Annotated in this window: 22 protein-coding genes; 5 read left to right on the top strand and 17 right to left on the bottom strand. The window is 62.4% G+C overall.

Translation table 11 applies throughout. The annotated features are described in order from the left end of the window. From ACFOGH_RS06810 to ACFOGH_RS06830, 5 genes are all read right to left on the bottom strand, one after another. Positions 1–1,764: an ATP-binding protein gene (locus tag ACFOGH_RS06810; RefSeq protein WP_380072316.1), complete on the bottom strand. Its 1,764-nt coding sequence runs from the start codon at positions 1,762–1,764 to the stop codon at positions 1–3. Positions 1,765–1,810: 46 nt separating this feature from the next. Then, positions 1,811–2,479, bottom strand: coding sequence for a phosphoribosylformylglycinamidine synthase subunit PurQ (gene purQ / locus ACFOGH_RS06815; RefSeq protein WP_380072317.1), 669 nt, complete (start codon positions 2,477–2,479; stop codon positions 1,811–1,813). Positions 2,480–2,611: 132 nt separating this feature from the next. Further along, the gene (locus ACFOGH_RS06820) at positions 2,612–3,649 is read right to left on the bottom strand and encodes a zinc-dependent alcohol dehydrogenase family protein (RefSeq protein ID WP_380072318.1); all 1,038 of its coding nucleotides are present in this window, start codon (positions 3,647–3,649) and stop codon (positions 2,612–2,614) included. Positions 3,650–3,775: 126 nt separating this feature from the next. After that, positions 3,776–4,015 (bottom strand): phosphoribosylformylglycinamidine synthase subunit PurS, encoded by a 240-nt coding sequence (gene purS, locus ACFOGH_RS06825; RefSeq protein ID WP_380072319.1) that lies wholly within the window; start codon positions 4,013–4,015, stop codon positions 3,776–3,778. A gap of 181 nt (positions 4,016–4,196) precedes the next feature. Beyond that, entirely contained in the window at positions 4,197–4,961 is a 765-nt protein-coding gene (locus ACFOGH_RS06830; protein WP_380072320.1) for a phosphoribosylaminoimidazolesuccinocarboxamide synthase, read from the bottom strand. 205 nt (positions 4,962–5,166) lie between these two features. Between ACFOGH_RS06830 and ACFOGH_RS06835 the strand changes: the two genes are divergently transcribed. Then, positions 5,167–5,481 (top strand): DUF1476 domain-containing protein, encoded by a 315-nt coding sequence (locus ACFOGH_RS06835; RefSeq protein WP_380072321.1) that lies wholly within the window; start codon positions 5,167–5,169, stop codon positions 5,479–5,481. 206 nt (positions 5,482–5,687) lie between these two features. Beyond that, a complete protein-coding gene (gene bmt, locus ACFOGH_RS06840) occupies positions 5,688–6,704 on the top strand; it encodes a betaine--homocysteine S-methyltransferase (protein ID WP_380073974.1) in 1,017 nt (338 codons plus the stop codon). A 90-nt stretch (positions 6,705–6,794) separates the two neighbouring features. On the opposite strand, the gene ACFOGH_RS06845 is transcribed toward bmt, so the two are convergent. Beyond that, positions 6,795–7,856, bottom strand: coding sequence for a PA0069 family radical SAM protein (locus tag ACFOGH_RS06845; RefSeq protein WP_380072322.1), 1,062 nt, complete (start codon positions 7,854–7,856; stop codon positions 6,795–6,797). Between the two features lie 177 nt (positions 7,857–8,033). Here ACFOGH_RS06845 and ACFOGH_RS06850 point away from each other — a divergent pair, with 177 nt between their 5' ends. The 3 genes from ACFOGH_RS06850 to ACFOGH_RS06860 all read left to right on the top strand — a co-directional run bounded on the left by ACFOGH_RS06850 (position 8,034) and on the right by ACFOGH_RS06860 (position 9,632). Continuing rightward, positions 8,034–8,729, top strand: coding sequence for a corrinoid protein (locus tag ACFOGH_RS06850; RefSeq protein ID WP_380072323.1), 696 nt, complete (start codon positions 8,034–8,036; stop codon positions 8,727–8,729). A 118-nt stretch (positions 8,730–8,847) separates the two neighbouring features. Continuing rightward, positions 8,848–9,003, top strand: a complete 156-nt coding sequence (locus ACFOGH_RS06855; RefSeq protein WP_380072324.1) for a hypothetical protein — start codon at positions 8,848–8,850, stop codon at positions 9,001–9,003. After that, complete coding sequence (locus ACFOGH_RS06860) at positions 8,994–9,632, top strand: DUF1638 domain-containing protein (RefSeq protein ID WP_380072325.1); 639 nt, start codon at positions 8,994–8,996, stop codon at positions 9,630–9,632. The genes ACFOGH_RS06855 and ACFOGH_RS06860 overlap by 10 nt, the downstream gene beginning before the upstream one ends. A gap of 67 nt (positions 9,633–9,699) precedes the next feature. On the opposite strand, the gene recN is transcribed toward ACFOGH_RS06860, so the two are convergent. The 11 genes from recN to murC all read right to left on the bottom strand — a co-directional run bounded on the left by recN (position 9,700) and on the right by murC (position 21,447). After that, on the bottom strand, positions 9,700–11,337 hold the full coding sequence (gene recN, locus ACFOGH_RS06865) for a DNA repair protein RecN (RefSeq protein ID WP_380072326.1): 1,638 nt from the start codon (positions 11,335–11,337) through the stop codon (positions 9,700–9,702). A 51-nt stretch (positions 11,338–11,388) separates the two neighbouring features. Then, positions 11,389–12,243, bottom strand: coding sequence for an outer membrane protein assembly factor BamD (locus ACFOGH_RS06870; protein WP_380072327.1), 855 nt, complete (start codon positions 12,241–12,243; stop codon positions 11,389–11,391). Positions 12,244–12,369: 126 nt separating this feature from the next. Beyond that, positions 12,370–13,287, bottom strand: a complete 918-nt coding sequence (gene lpxC / locus ACFOGH_RS06875; protein WP_380072328.1) for a UDP-3-O-acyl-N-acetylglucosamine deacetylase — start codon at positions 13,285–13,287, stop codon at positions 12,370–12,372. A gap of 201 nt (positions 13,288–13,488) precedes the next feature. Beyond that, entirely contained in the window at positions 13,489–15,129 is a 1,641-nt protein-coding gene (gene ftsZ / locus ACFOGH_RS06880) for a cell division protein FtsZ (protein ID WP_380072329.1), read from the bottom strand. Between the two features lie 213 nt (positions 15,130–15,342). Then, the gene (gene ftsA / locus ACFOGH_RS06885; RefSeq protein WP_380072330.1) at positions 15,343–16,677 is read right to left on the bottom strand and encodes a cell division protein FtsA; all 1,335 of its coding nucleotides are present in this window, start codon (positions 16,675–16,677) and stop codon (positions 15,343–15,345) included. Further along, positions 16,674–17,576 (bottom strand): cell division protein FtsQ/DivIB, encoded by a 903-nt coding sequence (locus tag ACFOGH_RS06890; protein ID WP_380072331.1) that lies wholly within the window; start codon positions 17,574–17,576, stop codon positions 16,674–16,676. The genes ftsA and ACFOGH_RS06890 overlap by 4 nt, the downstream gene beginning before the upstream one ends. Then, a complete protein-coding gene (locus ACFOGH_RS06895) occupies positions 17,564–18,484 on the bottom strand; it encodes a D-alanine--D-alanine ligase (protein WP_380072332.1) in 921 nt (306 codons plus the stop codon). Before ACFOGH_RS06895 ends, ACFOGH_RS06890 begins: the two co-directional genes overlap by 13 nt. Before the next feature lie 43 nt (positions 18,485–18,527). Continuing rightward, entirely contained in the window at positions 18,528–19,469 is a 942-nt protein-coding gene (murB, locus tag ACFOGH_RS06900) for a UDP-N-acetylmuramate dehydrogenase (protein ID WP_380072333.1), read from the bottom strand. 48 nt (positions 19,470–19,517) lie between these two features. Beyond that, complete coding sequence (locus ACFOGH_RS06905; protein ID WP_380072334.1) at positions 19,518–19,760, bottom strand: DUF2484 family protein; 243 nt, start codon at positions 19,758–19,760, stop codon at positions 19,518–19,520. Beyond that, a complete protein-coding gene (locus tag ACFOGH_RS06910; RefSeq protein WP_380072335.1) occupies positions 19,760–20,026 on the bottom strand; it encodes a DUF2484 family protein in 267 nt (88 codons plus the stop codon). Before ACFOGH_RS06910 ends, ACFOGH_RS06905 begins: the two co-directional genes overlap by 1 nt. Then, positions 20,023–21,447, bottom strand: coding sequence for a UDP-N-acetylmuramate--L-alanine ligase (murC, locus tag ACFOGH_RS06915; RefSeq protein ID WP_380072336.1), 1,425 nt, complete (start codon positions 21,445–21,447; stop codon positions 20,023–20,025). Before murC ends, ACFOGH_RS06910 begins: the two co-directional genes overlap by 4 nt. Positions 21,448–21,449: the final 2 nt, after the last annotated feature.

Here is a 21,449-nt window from a genome sequence, read left to right on the forward strand (position 1 = left end):
TCATTCCGCTGCTTTTGCTTGATTGCCCAACAAGGGCAGTTGCACCTCGAACACCGCGCCCCCCGCTTCGGCGTTATGCGCTGTGAGACGCCCGCCCAGATCGGTCACGATGCCCGAGGAAATCGCCAAGCCAAGGCCCACGCCCTCGCCCGGCTTCTTCGTCGTATAGAAAGGCTCGAAGATAGAGCCGATGTCGCCAATCCCAGTGCCATTGTCATGCACAGCCAAAGTGGCGCTTTCCCCCATCGTCAACAGCAAGTCGATGTGCGGATCAAGCGTGTCTTTCGTGGCATCCAGGGCATTTCGCAACAAGTTGATGATCACCTGCTCTAACCGCAGCCGGTCTGCCATCACCATCACAGGTTGGCGCGGCACAGTGCGGGTTATCTTGACAACGCGCTGCTTCAACTGTGGTTCCATCATCGCCAATGCCGAAGACACACAGGCGCGCAGATCGACAGGCTCAAAAGCCTCGCCGCCCTTGCGGGCATAGGATTTCAATTGCCGCGTGATCGCGCCCATGCGGTCGATCAGATCGTCAATCCGCTGGAAAGACGACAAAGCCTCATCCGGGCGCTTGCGCTGCAACAGCAGCCGTGCCCCCGCGAGGTAGGTTTTCATCGCGGCAAGCGGTTGGTTCAACTCGTGGCTGACGGCTGCTGACATCTCGCCCAAAGCCGCGAGTTTCGACGATTGTGCCAACGTCAACTCGGCCACTTCCAAGGTCTTCTGCACCTTTTCGCGCTCGGCAATCTCGCGGCTCAGCCGCGCGTTCAATAAGCGCAACTCGGCCGACTCGCGCTGGAACGATACCGATTGCGACCAAGCCCGCCGCGACAGCACATAAAACGTCAAAGCCGTCAGAATCGCGAAACCCATGATTTCCAGCGCGATCACGCCATTCACCCGCTCACGCACCGAATCGTAGGCGGTGAATGTCACCATCTTCCAGCCCTGAAACGGCACCCGCGCCTCGGTGCGCAAAACTGCCTCGCCCGAGACATAGGCATCGGGCGGATTTTGCGCCCAATCCGTTGCCCCCTTCAACGCGCGGTCGAGTGCCGAGGGGCTGTCAGTGGGCGAAAGTGCCTCGGCCACGGGTTTGCTGCGCCACGAAGGCTCGGTCGCCAAGATCACCTTGGCCTCGGAATTTGTTACCAGAACCGCATCCTGCAAGCCCGCCCAAGCGCGTTCATGCTTCATCATATCCACGGCGACGACAATCACACCCAAGGCCTGACCATCCGCCTCGATCACCCGCGAATAGGTGAAATCATAGGCGCCGCCGGGTTGCGGCGTGACCGAAAACACCGTGTCCTTGGTGCGCTTGGCATCAACAAAATAGCTGTCATTGCGGTGCGAGGTTCCCAGCAGGTTGCGGTTGGTCGCCCCCACCGTCCAGCCGTCTTTGTCCAGCAGCAGGATCGACGCCACGCCGATTTCCTTCTGCACCTCGATCAGCCGCAAGCTGGTGCGCGCAAAGGTGTTCTTTTTCAGCGAGTCGCGAATCGCCGGATCATCGGCCAGCAGCAGCGGCACCACTGCCGTCCGCTGCACTTCGGACAACATGTTGCCCGAATACAGCGCAAGCCGCAGTTCAGCCCGATTTCGGGTTGTTTCGGTAAAGCGTTCAGACAGCCAGCGGTTGGTGATCAGCACCACGCCGATTGCCAGCAATATCAACAGGGTGGCCGCCAATCGAATGCGCCAGGATTTTCCCGGTGCGGCGTCTGACTGGCGTTTGGATCGGCTGCGGCTTTGCATGGGGCAAGTTTAGGCCCGCCCAAGCGCCGCCTCAAGCCGATGGCACTCAGGCCAGCGCCATCCCGCCCATCAAGCTGGCAAACAGCGCCGCCCCGTCGGTGCCGCCCGCTTTGGCATCCACCACACGCTCGGGGTGCGGCATCATGCCCAGCACCCGGCGGTTGGCCGAAAGCACACCGGCAATATCCGCAGCCGAGCCGTTGGGGTTCTGGCTGTAGCGGAACGCAACGCGGTCTTCTGCCTGCAGGGCGGCCAGACCGTCGGCATCAATCGTGTAGTTACCATCATGATGCGCCACCGGCACCGCGATCTGTTGTCCCTTGGCATAGCCGCTGGTGAAGGCGCTGTCGGTGGTGGCCACCTGCAAGCCAATGGTTTTGCAGATGAATTTCAAACCGGCATTGCGCATCAGGGCACCGGGCAGCAGTTGCATCTCGGTCAGCACCTGAAAACCGTTGCAAATCCCCAGCACATAGCCGCCGCGCCCAGCGTGGCCGCGAATGGCCGCCGCAATCGGTGACTGCGCCGCGATAGCCCCACAGCGCAGGTAATCGCCAAACGAGAACCCACCCGGCACGCCAACCACATCCACCCCTGCGGGCAAGCTGGTGTCCTTGTGCCAAACCCGTGACACCTGAAACCCCGCGCGCTCAAACGCCACGGCAAGGTCACGGTCGCAGTTCGAACCGGGAAAGGTAACGACAGCGGCTTTCATGGGCAGCACTCCGAAAGTTTGGGATGGCTTGCGGATAACGCAAACCGCGCGCCGCATCCAGCCCAAAACACCCGTCGCCACGGTCGGAATTCGCACGAATTCCGGCTGCGACTGTTGTGTCAAAAAAATCGCCTAGGCGGCAAAATCGGTGATCACCGCCACACCGGGCGGCATCGGCGCGTTGAACATCCGCAACTCAGCACTGGCCTGCGACAGCCCAACCTGCCGCGCCACGATGGGGCGCACGTCGATGCGGCCCGTCTCGATCATCGACAGCAAGGACGGATAACGCCAGCTTGGCATCCCCCGCGTGCCATACAAAGCCAGTTGCTTCATATAGACCGCGTTCATGTTGATCTCCATCCGCGCGGTATGGCCCACCGGCAGCCCAACCTGCACGTGCCGCCCCAACGGGCGCAGGCATTCGATCGAGCCGTTGGTGGTGGCTTCGATCCCCAAAGCCTCGACACTGACATGCGCGCCGCCTTGGGTCAGTGCCACGATCTGCGCCGCCGCATCGCCGCCGCGGGCGTCAATCGCGGCCTCGGCACCCAACGAAAGCGCGTGTTCCAACCGTTCCGGCACCACATCCACCACGATCACCCGCGCGCCCAAGGCGCGACCGATCAGCAGCACCGACAGACCGATCCCGCCGGTGCCATGCACCGCCAGCCACTCCCCCGCCTGCACCGCCGCACGGCCCGTCAGGGCGTGCCAGGCGGTGGTCACCCGGCAGCCCAGACCTGCGGCCAAGGCGGGGGTCAGACTATCCGGCAGACGGGCAAGGTTGTGGGCATGCGGCGCGCTGACATATTCGGCATACGCCCCCGGCTCACCAAACCCCGGCACGCGCTGGTTTTTGCAGATCGTGGTCTGGCCGGACTGACATTCCGGGCAGGCCCCACAAGACAGGATAAACGGCGCGATCACCCGATCCCCCACCCGCCATTTGGAAAGCGGGCCAGCCTCGACCACCTCGCCGCAATATTCATGGCCGGGGATCGCGCCCGGTTTCACCTTTGGATGCTCGCCGACCCAGCCGTGCCAATCTGACCGGCAAATGCCGCAGGCGAGGGTTTTCAGCACCACCCCATCGGCTTCGCAGACCGGATCGGGCACGGATTCAAGGCTGAGATCGGCGTTGTAGTCCCGAATGATCGCGGCTCGCATGGGGCACTCCGGATGAAGGGCAACGCCCGACAGGGCGGGTCCCGAGTTGGGACCTATTTTTAGTCTTTATATTTCAAAGGCTTGATTTTCTGATTTAACCAATCCTTAACCTTTGAGCTGACAGGTTTAGAGCAACTCGACCCGGTAGCTTTCGATCACGGTGTTCGACAACAGCTTTTCGCACATCGCTTTAACGGCAGTCTCGGCGGCAGCCTTGTCGGTTTCCGCCAGATCAAGCTCGATCACCTTGCCCTGACGCACGCCATTGACCCCAGCAAAGCCCAAGGTGCCAAGCGCGTGGCGCACCGCCTCGCCCTGCACATCCAGAACGCCGGATTTCAACATGACGGTGACACGGGCTTTCATGGCATTCTCCGAAAATGGGGGTTGCGCCCCCTTAGCGTGATCGGGCGGTTTCGACAAGGGTGGAAGCGCAGAGGAGCATGCGCGCGGCATCGCGGGATGGCCGAGCCTTTGGTCATCCTCTCTGCTTAAATATCCTCGGGGTCTGGGGGCGAGCCCCCAGTGCCAAGCGAAGAGCGCAGTGCTAGTTGATCAACGTCGGCTTTACCGTATGCGTCACATTCGAGGGCAGAACCCCCAAGCGCCGCGCCAGTTCGGTGTAGACATCGGCCAAGGGCCCCGGTTCGGGGATCGGCTGGCCGTCGCCGCGATCAACCAGACCGCGCAAATCCCACAGCCGGCAGCTATCCGGGCTGATCTCGTCGGCGACGATCAGGCGCATGTAATCGCCTTCCCAGATCCGGCCCACCTCGATGCGGAAATCGGCCAGACGGATGCCCACGCCCAGCATAACGCCAGACATGAAATCATTCACCCGCAATGCCAGCGCGATGATGTCATCGAGATCCTGCTGGGTGGCCCAGCCGAAGGCGACGATATGTTCCTCGGCGACCATCGGCAGCGACAGCCGATCATCCTTCAGATAGTATTCGACAATCGGGCGCGGCAGCGGCGTGCCCTCGGGGATGCCCAATCGCGCCGAAATCTCGCCCGCGGCAAAGTTGCGCACCACGACTTCCAGCGGGATGATCTCGGCCATCCGCACCAGCTGCTCGCGCATGTTCACCCGGCGGATGAAATGCGTCGGCACCCCGATGGCATTCAGCCCAGCCATGAAGAATTCCGACAGACGATTGTTCAGCACTCCCTTGCCCTCGACCGCTGCAGGCGTTGCCTCGGCGGCGGTGGGCGCGGAATCGTCCTTGAAATACTGGATCAGAGTGCCCGGTTCCGGCCCTTCGTAAAGGATCTTCGCCTTGCCCTCGTAAACCTTCTTCCTGCGCGCCATGGATGCTCCGATACCAATAGGAAACGGGGGCGGCCCAGCCACCCCTGCCCTTTTTCCGAGCCTATATGCGATGCGCCCGCTGGGGGCAAGGCTTGGGCATTGGGCAGAGCCATAGCGCCCCAGCGGGGGAATGGCTTTTTATCTTGAACGGCGGGCGCGGGATGGGCATATGGAGGGTAACTTTCCATGACCCAGAGGGCCAGCCATGACCACATTCGACGACCGCGAAAACGCTTTTGAATCGAAATACGCCCATGATGCCGAAATGCAGTTTCGCGCCGAGGCACGCCGCAACAAGCTGACCGGGCTTTGGGCTGCGGGCCTGTTGGGCAAAACCGGCGATGCGGCGGCGGAATACGCCATGTCGGTGGTCAATGCCGATTTCGAAGAAGCCGGTATCGAGGATGTGGTGCGCAAGGTCGCGGGCGATCTGGGCAGCCTGTCCAGCCCGGATGCGGTGCGCGCCAAGATGGCCGAGCTGCTGCCGGTCGCCAAAGCCGAGTTGATGAACGAATTCTGATCGCCTTCGCGCAAGCGTGCGATCACATCAGGGCCGCTGCCAGATCGGGCGCGGCCCTTTTGGTTTCGCGAACATGCGCCGCGCCGCATAGTGTTATGCGGATTATGGATTTGCCTCGCCCTGCCCTGCGTGGCACATACAGGCTCAAAGTGAAGTTCACCTGAACCGTGAAATTCACGTTTCTGGAACGAATGAACGAGGATCGCATGGCCCAAGACGCGCTTTCAAAACTGCTTGCCAGCCGGGATTGGCTGATGGCCGATGGGGCCACCGGCACCAATCTGTTCAACATGGGCCTGTCCTCGGGCGAGCCGCCAGAGTTCTGGAACACCGACAAGCCGGACAATATCCGCACGCTCTATCGCAATGCGGTCAATGCCGGATCGGACATTTTCCTGACCAACACCTTTGGCGGCAACGCCAGCCGTTTGAAGCTGCACGGCGCGCAAGGCCGGGTGCGCGAGTTGAACCGGGTGGGTGCCGCCTTGGGTCGTGAGATTGCCGATGCCTCGGGGCGTGTGGTGGTGGTTGCGGGCTCGGTCGGGCCGACGGGTGAGATTTTCGAGCCGATGGGCACGCTCACCCACCGCGCGGCGGTTGAGATGTTTCACGAGCAGGCCGAAGGGCTGAAAGAAGGCGGCGCGGATGTGTTGTGGGTGGAAACCATTTCCGCCCCCGAGGAATATGCGGCGGCGGCAGAGGCGGCGGCTTTGGCGGGCATGCCGTGGTGCGGCACGATGAGTTTTGATACCGCAGGCCGCACGATGATGGGCACCACTTCGGCGGCGATGGCGGAGATGGTCGAGAAGCTGGCCAATCCGCCGATCGCGTTTGGCGCGAATTGCGGTGTTGGGGCCTCGGATCTGATGCGCACGGTGTTGGGCTTTGCGGCAACAGGCTCACACCGTCCGCTGATCGCCAAGGGCAATGCCGGGATTCCGAAATATCACGATGGCCATATCCATTACGACGGCACGCCGGAACTGATGGGCGAATATGCCGTGCTGGCGCGCGACGCCGGTGTGCGGATCATTGGGGGATGCTGTGGCACCATGCCGGAACATCTGAAAGCGATGCGCGCCGCGCTGGAGAACACACCGAAAGGCCCGGTGCCCTCGCCAGAGGACATCACCGCCAAGCTGGGCGCGTTTTCCTCGGCTTCGGATGGCACCGGCGATACCTCGGGCGATCCCAAGCGCGAGCGGCGCGGGCGGCGCGGCTGATATGATGCGGGGCGCTTGAGCCAAGCGCCCCGGAATTTACCCAATTCCGGCACGATTTCTGATGCAGAAATCGGCTCCCTGCGCGGGCGTTCAGAACAAGGTCAACTGATCGCCCGGCCTTGCCGGCACCGCGAACAGATCGCAGCGCATCGCCGGCAGTTTCACCGACAGGCCCAGCCGATCCACCGCTACGCGAAACCGGCGCGCCAGCAGATCTGCCCAAGGGCCCTCTCCCCGCATCCTTTTGCCAAAAGCCGGGTCGTAATCCATACCGCCATGCAATGCACGCACCCGCCCCATCACCTTGGCGGCCCGGTCTGGCACATGTTCGGCCAGCCACTCCTGAAACAGCCCCGACACCTCGCGCGGCAGTCGCAACGAGATATAGCTGGCCGCCGTAGCGCCCGCCTCGCGCGCGGCTTGCAGGATCGGTTCCAACTCGTGATCGGTCAGGCCGGGAATCACCGGCGACACCATCGCGCGCACCGGGATCCCCGCCTCGGCCAGCCGCGCGATGGTCTGCAAGCGGCGCTTGGGGGCCGCCACCCGAGGCTCCATCCGCCGCGACAGATCGGCGTCCAGCGTCGTCACCGATACGCCCACCCGACACAGGCCCTGCGCCGCCATATCCGCCAGCAGATCCATGTCGCGCTCAATCAGCGTGCCCTTGGTGGTGATCGCCACCGGATGTTTGAACGCCCGCAGCACCTCTAACACCTCGCGCATCACGCGATATTCGGCCTCGATCGGTTGATAGGGGTCGGTGTTGGTGCCCAAAGCCATCACCGCCACCCGATACGATTTCGCGCGTAACTCACGCTCCAGCACAACACCGATACCAGGGCGGGCGATCAGTTTGGTTTCAAAATCCAATCCGGGCGACAGGTTCAGAAAGGCATGGCTGGGCCGCGCGAAGCAATAGATGCAGCCATGTTCGCAGCCGCGATAGGGGTTGATCGCGCGATCAAACGGCAGGTCGGGCGAGCGGTTGTAGCTGATCGCCGAACGTGGTGCTTCTGTGCGGACCTCAGTGCGCAAAACCCGCTCTTCCGGGGGCTCCCAGCCATCCTCGAACGCCAGCCGCGTGGCCGCCTCAAACCGCCCCACCGCATTGCCCAACGCGCCGCGCCCGCGTGGGCGCACCCCTGGCATGATTGTGCTGTCCGGCTTGTCCATCCAGCCAAACTAGAACAAAACAGCAACAATCCCAAGCGTTTTCTGCTTGCCGCGCGGCTTGAAGTCGGCTTTCTGTTGGCGCATGTCGCTATTCGCAAAGTGTCTTGCGGGCTTTGGCCCCATCACACTGTCAACCGCCCAAGGAGTTCCCAGATGGCCGACGACGAAATCATCCTCGCTGATCTTTCCGATGACGAACTTGTCCTGCAGATGCATGACGACCTTTACGATGGTCTGAAAGAAGAGATCGAGGATGGCGTCCACATCCTGATCGAACGCGGCTGGGCCCCCTACGACGTGCTGACCAAGGCGCTTGTCGCTGGCATGACCATCGTGGGCGCAGACTTCCGCGATGGCATCCTGTTCGTGCCAGAGGTGCTGCTGGCTGCGAATGCGATGAAGGGCGGCATGTTCATTCTGAAGCCGCTGCTGATCGCAACCGGCGCGCCGCGTATGGGCAAAATGGTGATCGGCACCGTCAAAGGCGACATCCACGACATCGGCAAGAACCTTGTCGGCATGATGATGGAAGGCGCGGGCTTTGAGGTCAAAGACCTGGGCATCAACAACTCGGTCGAGAAATACCTTGAGGCGCTGGAATCCGAAAAGCCCGATATCCTTGGCATGTCGGCGCTGCTGACCACCACGATGCCATATATGAAAGTCGTGATCGACACGATGAAGGAAAAGGGCATGCGCGAGGAATACATCGTTCTGGTCGGCGGCGCGCCGTTGAACGAAGAATTCGGCAAGGCGATTGGCGCGGATGCCTATTGCCGTGACGCCGCTGTGGCCGTGGAAACTGCCAAGGCCTTGGTGTTGCGCAAGCACAATCAGTTGAACGCCTGATACGGCCTTCAGCGTGCGATGACAGCCTCGGGGTCTTGCCCCGGGGCTTTTTAGTTGCCACCTTAACGGGATAGCGGTGCGGGTGATCGGTCACGCGCCGCGACATAAGGAGGATGCCATGCCGCTCCCAACCTTTCTGGCCCTGATCTTCGGGGTGATCCTTGCCGCCGGGGCGTCGATTGCGGTGGTGCAGGTGGCGGGGTTGTCACTTGCCTGGCTTGGGTTGTTCGCGCTCTGTCTGGCGCTGTTCGTGCGCACGCTGCGATGGCATTGATTTCTGACGAGATTCTGACGGCCGAGGGGCTGGCCCCCACGCATCAGGGCCGGGTATTGCTGATCGCCTGCGGCGCGCTGGCGCATGAGGTATTGGCGCTGAAGCGGGCGAATGGCTGGGATCATCTGGATCTGCAATGCCTGCCCGCCAATTTGCATCTTTATCCCGAGCGTATAACTGCCGCCGTCGAGAAAGCCGTTTTGGCGCAACGGGCGGATTACGCCGGTGTCTTCGTACTCTATGCCGATTGCGGCACGGGCGGGCTTTTGTTGGAAAAGTGCAAGGAATTGGGCGTCGAGATGATCGAGGGCCCGCATTGTTATTCGTTTTTTGAAGGCAATGCCGCCTTTGCCGCACACCCTGATGAGTTCACCGCGTTTTATCTGACCGATTTTCTGGTGCGGCAGTTCGATGCCTTTGTCTGGCGCCCGATGGGTTTGGACAAACATCCGCAACTGCGCGACATGTATTTCGGCAATTATACCAAGCTGGTGTATCAGGCGCAAACCAATGATCCCAGCTTAGATGCCAAGGCCGAAGATTGCGCGCGGCGGTTGGGGCTGGCTTACGAGCGGCGCTTTACCGGCTATGGCGATTTGACTGGCGTGATGGCAAAGGCCGCAGGCTAAGGGCAATTTCTACGCAGAAATCGGCTACGGAATGCACGCGCATTCCGGCTTGGCGGCGGCGCTCGGCTTACTCCAACAACGCACGGGCAGCGTCGCGGGCTGCTTCGGTAACACGGTCCCCCGCCAGCATCCGGGCGATTTCCTCAATGCGGGCGTCGGGTTCCAACGCCAGCACGGTCGACAGGGTCTGACCCTTGCTGACGCGCTTTTCTACCCGCCAATGATGATTGCCCAAAGCCGCAACCTGCGGGCTGTGGGTGACGACCAGCACCTGCGCCGTGCTGGACAGGGCTTTCAGGCGGCGCCCCACCGCATCCGCAGTAGCGCCACCTACGCCGCGGTCAATCTCGTCGAAGATCATCGTCAGGCCAGGGGTGTTGGCGGTCAGGCAGACCTTCAGCGCCAACAGGAAACGTGAAAGCTCGCCCCCCGAAGCGATCTTGTTTAGCGCCCCCGCGGGCGCGCCGGGGTTGGTGGCAACGGTGAATTGCACCGCATCCATGCCGTCGGGGCCGGGATCACCAGCGCTGATCTCTGTGCTGAACACGGCGCGTTCCATCTTGAGGGGTGCGAGTTCGGCAGCCATGGCGCGGTCCAGCCGGGTGGCGGCGGCTTTGCGAGCTTTCGTCAGCGCCATCGCTTCGCGCTGATAGCCGAGTTCCGCCTCGGCCACAGCCTTTTCCAGCTTGGCAAGACCCGCAGCACCGCCGTCAATCGCCGCCAGCCGCGCGCGGGCATTTTCGGCGAAATTGCCCAGATCATCCGCCAGCACGCCATGTTTGCGCGCCAGCGCGCGGATCGCGAACAGGCGTTCCTCCAACGCTTCCAGATCGCCGGGGCGAAAATCGAGGCCGCGCAGGCAGGATTCGATGCCATCCTGCGCCTCGCCCAACTCGACCAAAGCGCGGCCCAAGGCGGCAAGGGCAGCATCAAGCCGGCCCTCGGCACGGTCTGAGGCAGCTTCCAGCCAGCGCAGGGCATCGCTGATCGCGCCCTCGGCCCCCTCGCCCAAAGCGGAATGCGCGCGTTGCACATCGGTGCGGATGCGCTCGGCCCCCTGCATGGCGCGGCGGCGGGCGTCGAGGCTGGCCTCTTCGCCCGCTTCCGGGTTCAGCTTGTCCAACTCGGTCACGGCATGACGCAGGAAGTCTTCCTCGACCTGCGCGCGTTCCAGCGCAGAGCGGGCACTGGCCAAAGCCTCGCGCGCTTGTGCTTGCGCGCGCCAGGCGCTGCGGGCGGCGCTGACATCCAAGCCTGCGAAGGCATCCAGCAGGCTGCGGTGGCCACGCGGGTTCAAAAGACCACGGTCGTCGTTCTGGCCGTGCAATTCGACCAGCGTATCGGACAGCGCGCGCAGCACATCGCCGGACACCCGGCGATCATTGACAAAGGCGGTCTTGCGGCCATCAGCGGTATTCACCCGGCGCAGGATCAAATCTTCGGGGTGGTCAAACCCTGCCTCGGCCAGCACGGCGCGGGCGGCATGGCCTGCGGGCAGGTCAAACTCGGCCACCACCTCGCCCTGTGCCGCGCCAGCGCGGACAAGTTCGGCCCTGCCCCGCCAGCCCAGCACAAAGCCCAAGGCATCGAGCAAGATCGACTTGCCCGCCCCAGTTTCGCCGGTCAGCACATTCAGGCCGGGGGCAAATTCAAGCGTCAGCCGATCAATGATCAGCACATCGCGGATATCAAGACTGCGCAGCATATCCCGCCCCGACCTGCTGCTGCCTTGGCCCCGCGCCGCAGCGCAGGGGGCTCACAGCCATTCGCCCTTGATCGTCTGCCGATAAATCTGCGACAGCCAGCTTGTGCCCTTGGCTTCTGGCGACAGGCCCTGCTTTTTCAACAGATTGAAGGCATCCTGATAGAACGGCGAGGATTGATAGTTATAGCCCAGGATCGCGCCAGCCGTCTGCGCCTCATTCGTCAGACCAAGGGCAAGATAGGCTTCGACCAGACGCTCCAGTGCCTCAGCGGTGTGAGTCGTGGTCTGGAAATCCTGCACCACAGAACGGAAGCGGTTGATCGCCGCCGTATAGTTGCCGCGCTTGAGGTAATAACGCCCGATTTCCATATCCTTGGCGGCCAAGTGATCGAACGCCAGATCGAACTTCAGCGTTGCCGATTTGGCATATTCGCTGTCGGGATATTCCTCGATCACCACGCGCAGGGCTTGCAGGGCCTGATAGGTCAGGCCCTGATCGCGGCCAACCTCGTCAACCTGATCATAATAGGACAAAGCCAGCAGATAAGACGCATACGCCGCATCTTCATCACCGGGATAGAAATCAAGATAGCGCTGCGCCGCGACGCGGGCTTCTTCATATTTCTTGTTCTTGTGCTGGGTAAACGCCTGCATGATCAACGCGCGCTTCGCCCATTCGGAATAGGGATACAGCCGCTCGACCGCTTCGAAATCTGCAAGCGCGTCTTCGTTCTTGCCGCGCTTCACCTGCAGGGCCAATTCGCCACGCTTGTAAAGTTGTTCAGCCGTCAGGCTGTCTAACGCCGCAGTATCGTTTTGCTTTTTCTGTGAACAGGCGGCCAAACCGGCCACAAGCACCACCATACCCAGCATCCGCAGAGCTTTGCCCGACTGTCCGCCTGCCATCTTCCGCCTACCCCAATAACCCGCGCCGAGGGCCCGAAACCTTGGGCCGCGTTCACCGCGCTTTTGCCTCTCGTAGCACAGAAAAATCGCAGGCGCAAAACGGCTTTCACGCTTTGCCGAATGGTTTTAGCCGCGCAAAGGCAGATCGCCGCGATGCACGCCGACGCCGGGCAGCTTTCCGCCCGCAAGTCCTTCACAATCCTGCAGCATCCAGGCACCCGGAGTCGCGAAAAGCTTGCGCAACAAACGGTTGGTCATGGCATGGCCCGCACGCTCCCCGGTATAGCGGCCCAAGATCGGCGCGCCCGCCAAGGCCAGATCGCCCAAGGCATCCAGCATCTTGTGGCGCACGGGTTCATCCGAGTGGCGCAAGCCCCCCGGCGACAGCACTTTCGCGCCATCAAACACCACCGCATTTTCCAAAGTGCCGCCCAAAGCCAGCCCACGTTCCTGCATCGCCATCACATCGGCATTGCGGCAGAAGGTGCGGCTGTCGGACAATTCGCGCACGAAAGCGCCGTTCGACATGTTCAACACTTTGGCCTGACGACCAATCGCGGCATCCTCGAAATCAATCTTGAAGTCGATTTCCAGCATATCCGAGGGTTCCAGCCGCGCGAAAGCCGCGCCATCGCGCACCTCAACCGCGCGCAACACCCGGATCGCTGCCACCGGGGCCGCTTGTGCGACGATGCCTGCGTTCAGAAAACCTTCGACGAAAGGTGCGGCGGAGCCATCCAGAATCGGCACTTCCGGCCCGTCGATCTCGATCAGCGCATTGCTGATCGCCGAACCCGCCAAAGCCGCCATCACATGTTCAATCGTGGAAACCGTCGCGCCTGCGGCATTGGCCACCAGTGTGCAAAGCTTTGACGGCACCACGGCATCCCAAAGCGCCGGGATCAGCCCGTCGCCTGCAACGTCCGAGCGGCGGAACCAGACACCGTGGCCCGCTGCCGCCGGATGCACCTTCATCGTAACGGCAGCACCCGAGTGCAAGCCGAAGCCGGTAAAGACAGCCGTGGTTTTCAGCGTATATTGCAACGAAGTTCTCCGACACGTTCATCATTTTGGCCAGACCTGTGGCCGCAGCAATGATTTAGGTGTGTGGGGCTTTTATCTCAACTCACAGTTTGTAACGGAGTGTAACAGGATTCCAACGACGCAACATGCTGATTTACAATGAAAAAGGCCCGGATCGCTCCGGGCCTGTTACGTTCACGTCAACACCTGTCGGCGTTCGACTCAGTTGGCTTGACGGCGCAAGAAGGCCGGAATCTCGATACGCTCTTGATCTGCCGACAATTCCTGCTCGTCATCATAGGCAGTGACGGGCGGTTGCTGGCGTGCCGATTGCGCGCGCTCGGGCGCTTGCTCAGCGGCACCACCGGCCATGCGGTTGATCAGGCTGCCGATGCCAAAGCGCGGACGCTCGGCCGGTTTCGGCGCGGGCGCCGGGGCAGCCATACGCTGTTGCGGCTGCTGCATCGGCTGACGCGGCGCACCTGCTTGCGACGGCGATTTCGACACAGCGGCTTGCAGGCGGGCCAAAGCCTCGGGCGACGGGGTGCCAGCGGCGCGCGGGCGCGGGGCGACGAAGCTGCCCGCATCATTGTCGAGCGACAGCGGTGCCGGGGCCTGCGCGCGCGGTTGCTGCACGGGCTGTTGAACCGGGGCTTGCGCTGCCGGGCGATAGACCGGAGCAGGCACTTCGTCTTCGATCATCTCTTCGGCATGATCATGGAAGCTGGGCTGTTGAGTCTGAAACAGATCCTGCGCCGGGGCCTGGTATTGCGGAACGGGGGCCGGCTGCGGTGCCGGGGCCTGCGCGACCGGCTTCGGCTCGGGTGCCGGTGCGGGCGGGGTCAGCGGCTGCGCCATGCTGCGACGGGTCGCCGGCATCTCAGCCCGGTTCTGGCCAACGTCAATGCCGGTGGCGACCACGGAAACCCGCAGCGTGCCTTCCATTGTGGTGTCCAGCGTCGAGCCGACGATGATATTCGCGTCAGGATCAACCTTTTCACGAATGATATTCGCGGCTTCGTCCAATTCAAACAGCGTCAGATCATAGCCGCCGGTGATGTTGATCAACACACCCTTGGCGCCGTGCAGGCTGATTTCGTCCAGCAGCGGGTTGGCGATGGCTTTTTCGGCAGCCTCCACAGCGCGGTTGTCGCCGGTGGCTTCGCCAGTGCCCATCATCGCCTTGCCCATCTCATCCATCACCGCGCGCACGTCGGCGAAGTCGAGGTTGATCAGGCCGGGGCGCACCATCAGATCGGTCACACCCTTGACACCCTGATACAGCACATCATCCGCCATCGCGAAAGCATCGGTGAAGGTGGTGCGTTCGTTCGCCAGACGGAACAGATTCTGGTTCGGAATGATGATCAGCGTATCGACAACTTTTTGCAGCGCGGTAATGCCGTCTTCGGCCTGCTTCATCCGCTTGTTGCCTTCGAACTGGAACGGCTTGGTGACAACGCCCACAGTCAGCACGCCCAATTCACGCGCGGCTTGCGCGATGATCGGAGCAGCGCCAGTGCCGGTGCCGCCACCCATGCCAGCGGTGATGAAGCACATATGCGCGCCCGCCAGATGATCGACGATTTCTTCGATGGTCTCTTCAGCCGCAGCCGCACCCACGGTCGGACGCGCGCCTGCCCCCAGACCTTCGGTCACTTTCAGACCCATCTGGATTTTCGCCGTAGCACGGCTTTGCTGCAGCGCCTGCGCGTCGGTGTTCGCCACAACGAACTCGACACCCTCAAGCTGCTTGTCGATCATGTTGTTGACGGCATTGCCGCCTGCCCCACCAACGCCAAACACCGTGATACGCGGCTTCAACTCTTCGCGTGCCGAGGCCATGATCAGATTCAATGCCATTTTTATCCGCCTGTTCTTATACGCGGGCTTCTGCCGCCGGTTTGCCGTATCGGTCTGTTCCCCACCTGTCCCGAAGCAGAGTCCGCCGAATTATCCTCGATTCTATCCACAGATAGCAAAAAGGTCACGCAAAAAACATACTGGCCCCACAAAATATGGGGCCAGAGATGTCGATATTAGCGGTATTTCGCCAAAGTTACCGGATTTAGCGGATCACCAGTTATCTTTGAACCACCGGAAGGCCCGTTTGAGGGATCGCGCCGGATAACGTTCAGTCGGAATGTCGAAATCCCACCATTCATCTTGCGGATGTGCGGCGAACAGGCAAAGCCCGACGGCGCTTGAAAAAGCCGCACCCGTCGCCGCTTGCGGCAGGCCCTGCACACGCAGCGGGCGACCCATGCGCACGCGTTGGCCAAGGATTCGGCTGGCCAATCCGTCAAGGCCGGGGATCTGGCTGGCCCCACCCGTCAGCACGATCTGCTGGCTGGGCAGGCTGTCAAAACCCGCTGCATCCAGACGCGCGCGGACCTCTTCCAAGATCTCCTCGACCCGTGGGCGCATGATGCCGATCAGTTCAGTGCGCGAAATCTGGCGACGGTCTTTCTCCCAATCACCCGAATCGCCGCCCATCTCGATCATCTCGCGGTCGTCCATGCCCGTCGCATGCACGCCGCCGTGTTTGGTCTTGATCCGCTCGGCCACCACCAGCGGCACTTGCAGGCCCTTGGAGATGTCCGACGACACATGATCGCCGCCCATCCGCACAGAATCGGCATAGATCATATGCTTCTTCATGAAGATCGAGATGCCAGTGGCACCACCGCCCATATCAATGCAGGCAGCGCCCAGTTCCTGCTCATCCTCAACCAGCGAGGAAATTCCCGAAACGTAAGCCGATGACGCAATCCCGGCGAGTTCCAGATCGCAGCGCTTGATGCAATACAGCAGGTTCTGCACCACGGATGCGTCCACCGACAGCATGTGCAAATCGCAGGCCAGACGGTTGCCGATCTGCCCGCGCGGATCGCCCAGACCCGAGCGGTGATCCAGCGCAAAGTTCACCGGCTGGGCGTGCAAAATCTCGCGCCCGTCGCCGAAATCCGGCACATCGCACGAGGCCAGCACGCGGGCCACGTCTTGTTCCGTCACCACGGAATCCTGCAATTCCCACTCGCCTGCCAGACCGTAGCTGCGCGGTTCCGCGCCCGAGAAGCAGGCGATCACATGATCAACCCGCACATTCGCCATCTTCTGTGCCGCCTGCACGGCGGTGCGAATGGCGCGCTCGGTTTCATTCATCACCGCGATTTCGCCAAACCGCACCCCGCGCGACCGTGTTGTGGCAGCGCCAATCACCCGGAAGCTGGATTGCCCCGCCATCGGGCCGACGCCATCCTGATCGCGGTCGTCCTCGATGCCGTCAAACCGCAGCACCAGACAGGCAATCTTCGACGTGCCCACATCCAAAATCGCCACCACACCGCGTTGCATTGCTGCCCGCCGCATGTGGCGCATCGCCCGTTGGGATTGGTAAAGGTCTGTCATAATCCGCTCTCCGTCGTCGGTGCCAGCCCTTGCGCGCGGCGGACTTCGTTCATCGCGAACGGAGCCAGCCGGATCGCCGGGCGGTCTTGATTTCTTAGGTCTATCGAAAGAATGTCACGTTCCAGCAGCTTATCTGCCGCGTTCAGCGCCAGCAGGCGCTCGACCGCCGCCACAGGGTTGACCGAGGGCAGCATGATGCGCTGATCACGGTCAAGGATCAGATCCCAGCGCCGCTCACCCACCCGCACCAGCCCGCGCACGCGATCGCTCAGCGGGCGCGCGGTGTCAAAGATCGCCAAGGCTTCGGGAATGGCGGCATCTGCGCCCTCGCCCGCCACCAGTGGCAGATCGGCACGGTCAGCGCGGGCCGATAGCCCGGCCACCCGATGCCCGGTGGCATCCAGCAGTTGCAGGCCAGCCGTGCCGCGCCAAACCGCAACCGGCACCCGCTCGGTCAGCAGCACCTGCAGCACACCACCCGAACGCACGCGCAATTCGGCCGAGGCCACCGCGTCAAGGCTTTCGGCGCGGGCGCGCAGCTCGGTCATATCCAGATCGAACGAGGATTGCGGCAGCTTCAGTGCCAGCTTGGCACGCACTGCGTCAGAAAGATCGCGTGACGCGCCTTCAACCGACAGCAGCCCCACGCGAAATTCCGGGCGCTGTTCGAATTTGGTGCGCAGATCGACAAAGCTTTGCACGATGGCCGCGCGGCGACTGTCGCTATACAGCACCGCCAGTGCGATCAGGGCCACCACGGTCAGCGGCAGACCCAACCGGAACAGCACGCGGAACAGCGGCGTCAGCCACAGCCGCTGCATCCGGTATTGCCAACGGGTCGGTGCCGGATCGCGGCGGATACCCGTTTGGACAGGACGCGCACGGCCTAGCGATTGCATGAGGCATCCTCCACCATCCAGGCGCAGAATGCGGGGAAGGAAATCCCCAGCGTGCCCGCTTGTTCTGGTGCCAGCGAGGTCGGCGTCATCCCCGGCTGAGTGTTGGTTTCCAGCAGGATCAGGCCATCTAAGCCGCGCGTGTCGTCCCAGCGAAAATCGGTGCGGCTGACACCGCGGCAACCCAAAGCCTGATGCGCGCGCAGGGCGTAATCCAGACAGGCCGCGGTGATCTCTTCAGGCAGATCGGCAGGCACGACATGGCGCGAACCGCCGGTTTTGTATTTGGCGTCAAAATCATACCAGCCATCGGTGATGATATCTGTGACGCACAGCGCGCGATCCCCCATCACCGCGCAGGTCAATTCCCGCCCCGGCGCATAGGTTTCAACCATCACACGTTCCGGCATGGTTTCGGCCAGACGCGGCGCATTCGAACCCGCGCGCACGATATACACGCCAACAGACGAGCCTTCGTTATTCGGCTTCACCACATAGGGCGGCGGCAGGATATGGCCCAAGCTGACATCCTCGCGCTTGGCCAGAACCGATTGCAGCACCGGCAGCCCGGCAGCGGCAAAAATCTCTTTCGCGCGCGCCTTGTCCATCGCCATGGCCGAGGCAAGAACGCCCGAATGCGTGTAAGGGATGCGCAGCCATTCCAGCAGGCCCTGCACACAGCCATCTTCGCCCCAGCGGCCATGCAGGGCATTGAAGCAAACATCGGGTTTGATTTCGGCCAGCCGCGCAGGCAGATCGGGGCCACAATCGACCTCTACCACCTGATACCCTGCTTCCCGAAGTGCCGCCGCGCATTCGCGCCCCGAGACCAGCGAGACTTCCCGCTCTGCGGAAGGCCCACCCATCAAAACCGCCACTTTGGAAGCCGCTTTCAAAAAGCCGCCCGCCATTTACTGCCTCATCCAGACCTTTTGCGGCCCATGATATTGTTGTTCACGCGTTACGTTTGCCGACCCGCATGATTTCCCACTCTAGCGTGATACCGCTCTGTTGGAAAACCCTTTTTCGCACTTCCTCGCCTAAATCTTCGAGGTCAGCGGCAGTTGCCCCCCCGATATTGATCAGGAAGTTCGAGTGCATCGGCGACATCTGCGCACCGCCCAGCGTAAACCCGCGCATCCCGGCATCATCAATCACCTTCCACGCCTTCAATTCGTGGCTGTCATCGGCGCGGCCCGTGCTGGAATGGCCGACCGGATTGCGGAAGGTCGAGCCTGCCGAGCGGTCTTTCGTCGGTTGGCTCGCGTCGCGTTTGGCGATCTGATCGGCCATCCGCGCCTCAAGCGCCGCCGGATCACCCGCATCCGCGCGGAAAGTGGCCGCAACCACCACCCAGCCCTCGGGCAAAGTGCTTTGCCGATACGCCAGCTTCAGATCGGCGGCAGGCAATTCCACAACCTGCCCCGCCCGCGTGACACAGCGCACCGAAATCAGATGATCCGCCACATAAGACCCATAACACCCAGCATTCATCCGCACCGCACCGCCAATGCTGCCGGGAATGGTGCGCAGAAAGGTCAGGTCCAACCCCGCCTCTGCCGCGCGGCGCGCCACATGCGCATCCAGCGCCGCAGCCCCCGCCGTCACCGTGCCGCCTTCGCAACTGATGCCGTTAAATCCCCGCCCCAGCCGGATCACCACTGCATTGATACCGCCATCGCGCACGATCAGATTGCTGCCCACCCCCATCGGGAATACCGCAACCGAGGGGTCGAGTGCGGCGAGGAAATCGCACAGATCCGCCTCGTCCGCAGGCTGAAACAGCCAATCCGCCGGCCCGCCGACGCGCAGCCATGTCAGATCCGCCAAGGGGCGATGGGGGGTCAAGGTGCCGCGCACGGCAGGCAGTTCAGCGGGGGGAAGGTTATGTGTCATGCCCGCCTTTTTAGGCGATTTGCCGTGATGCTCAAGCGCGATCAGCCATCAAGCCCCCACCCGCGCCCTGATCCAGCGCCACAGATAGCGCAAGGGCCAGCGCAGCACCGACCCGGCGGCGATCAAAAACGCCAGCCCCCACCACGGGCCGTTTTCATAAACCAGCCAGATCAGCAGCGGCACACCCACCGCAATCAGGATATAGGCGTTGCGCCAATGGTAATCCTTACTGGGCAGCATCCCGATCACATTGGCCGCAACCAGCCAGATCAGCCCTGCCACCAGTGCCATCACTTGCGCAAATCCGGCGGCAATTCCACCGCCAACCCCAGCCCGCGGCGGGCGAAATACATCAGCGGGCGGCGGAACATCGACAGAAACGCAAACAGCCCCACCGCCACCCAAAGCCAGCCATGCGCCAGCCCGATCCACAGCAGCAACACCGGGGCCAGCACCAGCAGAGTCATCCCCGGCACCATTTGTTGCTTCATCGGCAGCATCGCGGTGATCGTTGCAGCGATCACCCAAACGCAGCCCATGATCAGCGGCAGGCTCATGCGGTTTGTCCCGCCAGCCGTGCGGGCAGACCATTCGCCCAGGCCGAGATCGACCCCGCACCAAGGCATACGAACAGATCACCGGGGCGGGCCTGTTCGCGGAACAACCGCGCCAGATCGGCCTCATCCATCACCGCGCGGGCATGGCGATGGCCGTGGGCGATCAGCCCCGCCACCAGATCATCGCGCGATGCGCCGGGGATCGGGTCCTCGCCCGCCGCATAAACATCAGCGATGCCGACCACATCGGCCTCATTGAAGCAGGTGCAGAAATCCTCAAACAGGTTCGACAGCCGCGAATAGCGGTGCGGCTGATGCACCGCGATCACCCGGCCCTTGGTCGCCTGCCGCGCCGCCTTCAGCACAGCGGCGATTTCCACCGGATGATGGCCGTAATCGTCGATGATCGTGACCCCGTTCACCTCGGCCACCTTGGTAAAGCGACGGTTCACACCTGCAAACCCGGCCAAAGCCTCGCGGATTTCATCCTTCTTCATGCCAAGGTGCCGCGCCACCGCCACCGCCGACAACGCGTTCGAGACGTTGTGGTCCCCCGGCATCGGCAGCACACAGCCCTCGATCACCGCAGGTTGGCCGTTCTCGTCCAGCCCCTCGCCCTGCAAAGCGATGTCGAAATGCGCCACACCCGCCTCAAACCGCAGGTTCACCGCGCGCACATCGGCCTGCGCGTTGAAACCAAACGTCACCACGCGGCGGTCGGTCACTTTTCCCACCAGCGCCTGCACCTCCGGGTGATCGGTGCAGCAGACGGCAAGGCCGTAGAACGGCACGTTGCTGACGAAATCGTAAAAGCCTTTGCGCAGGGCATCAAAGGTGCCCCAATGCTCCATATGCTCGGGGTCGATATTGGTGACGATGGCAATGGTGGCAGGCAGGCGGTTGAACGAGCCGTCAGATTCGTCGGCCTCAACCACCATCCACTCCCCCGCCCCAGCCCGCGCGTTCGAGCCATAAGCGTGGATCACCCCGCCGTTGATCACCGTGGGGTCAAACCCGCCCTTGTCCAGCAAGGTTGCCACCATCGTCGTCGTGGTGGTTTTGCCATGCGTCCCCGCGATGGCGATGTTGGAACGCAGACGCATCAACTCGGCCAGCATCTCAGCCCGCCGCACCACCGGCAGACCGCGCCGCCGCGCCTCCTCCAGTTCCGGGTTGCCCTTTTTGATCGCCGAGGAGATCACCACCACCGCAGCCTCGCCGATATTCTCGGCGCGCTGACCTTCAAAGAACACCGCACCCAAACCCACCAGCCGATCGGTGATCTTGCTGGCCTTCGCGTCCGAGCCTTGCACCGCAAAGCCTTGCGTCATCAGCACTTCGGCGATGCCCGACATGCCGATGCCACCGATGCCCACAAAGTGAATCGGCCCCAGTTCCATCGGAAGTTTCGTCGCGTTCATCG

The sequence above is a fragment of the Cypionkella sinensis genome, assembly GCF_042646385.1.
In the GTDB taxonomy this organism is placed as follows: domain Bacteria; phylum Pseudomonadota; class Alphaproteobacteria; order Rhodobacterales; family Rhodobacteraceae; genus Cypionkella; species Cypionkella sinensis.

Excerpts from the sequence above, each read along its gene's own strand:
- ACFOGH_RS06810 (WP_380072316.1), bottom strand. The coding sequence starts at position 1,764 with ATGCAAAGCCGCAGCCGATCCAAACGCCAGTCAGACGCCGCACCGGGA.
- purQ (WP_380072317.1), bottom strand. The coding sequence starts at position 2,479 with ATGAAAGCCGCTGTCGTTACCTTTCCCGGTTCGAACTGCGACCGTGAC.
- ACFOGH_RS06820 (WP_380072318.1), bottom strand. The coding sequence starts at position 3,649 with ATGCGAGCCGCGATCATTCGGGACTACAACGCCGATCTCAGCCTTGAA.
- purS (WP_380072319.1), bottom strand. The coding sequence starts at position 4,015 with ATGAAAGCCCGTGTCACCGTCATGTTGAAATCCGGCGTTCTGGATGTG.
- ACFOGH_RS06830 (WP_380072320.1), bottom strand. The coding sequence starts at position 4,961 with ATGGCGCGCAGGAAGAAGGTTTACGAGGGCAAGGCGAAGATCCTTTAC.
- ACFOGH_RS06835 (WP_380072321.1), top strand. The coding sequence starts at position 5,167 with ATGACCACATTCGACGACCGCGAAAACGCTTTTGAATCGAAATACGCC.
- bmt (WP_380073974.1), top strand. The coding sequence starts at position 5,688 with ATGGCCCAAGACGCGCTTTCAAAACTGCTTGCCAGCCGGGATTGGCTG.
- ACFOGH_RS06845 (WP_380072322.1), bottom strand. The coding sequence starts at position 7,856 with ATGCCAGGGGTGCGCCCACGCGGGCGCGGCGCGTTGGGCAATGCGGTG.
- ACFOGH_RS06850 (WP_380072323.1), top strand. The coding sequence starts at position 8,034 with ATGGCCGACGACGAAATCATCCTCGCTGATCTTTCCGATGACGAACTT.
- ACFOGH_RS06855 (WP_380072324.1), top strand. The coding sequence starts at position 8,848 with ATGCCGCTCCCAACCTTTCTGGCCCTGATCTTCGGGGTGATCCTTGCC.
- ACFOGH_RS06860 (WP_380072325.1), top strand. The coding sequence starts at position 8,994 with ATGGCATTGATTTCTGACGAGATTCTGACGGCCGAGGGGCTGGCCCCC.
- recN (WP_380072326.1), bottom strand. The coding sequence starts at position 11,337 with ATGCTGCGCAGTCTTGATATCCGCGATGTGCTGATCATTGATCGGCTG.
- ACFOGH_RS06870 (WP_380072327.1), bottom strand. The coding sequence starts at position 12,243 with ATGGCAGGCGGACAGTCGGGCAAAGCTCTGCGGATGCTGGGTATGGTG.
- ftsZ (WP_380072329.1), bottom strand. The coding sequence starts at position 15,129 with ATGGCATTGAATCTGATCATGGCCTCGGCACGCGAAGAGTTGAAGCCG.
- ftsA (WP_380072330.1), bottom strand. The coding sequence starts at position 16,677 with ATGACAGACCTTTACCAATCCCAACGGGCGATGCGCCACATGCGGCGG.
- ACFOGH_RS06890 (WP_380072331.1), bottom strand. The coding sequence starts at position 17,576 with ATGCAATCGCTAGGCCGTGCGCGTCCTGTCCAAACGGGTATCCGCCGC.
- ACFOGH_RS06895 (WP_380072332.1), bottom strand. The coding sequence starts at position 18,484 with ATGGCGGGCGGCTTTTTGAAAGCGGCTTCCAAAGTGGCGGTTTTGATG.
- murB (WP_380072333.1), bottom strand. The coding sequence starts at position 19,469 with ATGACACATAACCTTCCCCCCGCTGAACTGCCTGCCGTGCGCGGCACC.
- ACFOGH_RS06905 (WP_380072334.1), bottom strand. The coding sequence starts at position 19,760 with ATGGCACTGGTGGCAGGGCTGATCTGGCTGGTTGCGGCCAATGTGATC.
- ACFOGH_RS06910 (WP_380072335.1), bottom strand. The coding sequence starts at position 20,026 with ATGAGCCTGCCGCTGATCATGGGCTGCGTTTGGGTGATCGCTGCAACG.
- murC (WP_380072336.1), bottom strand. The coding sequence starts at position 21,447 with ATGAACGCGACGAAACTTCCGATGGAACTGGGGCCGATTCACTTTGTG.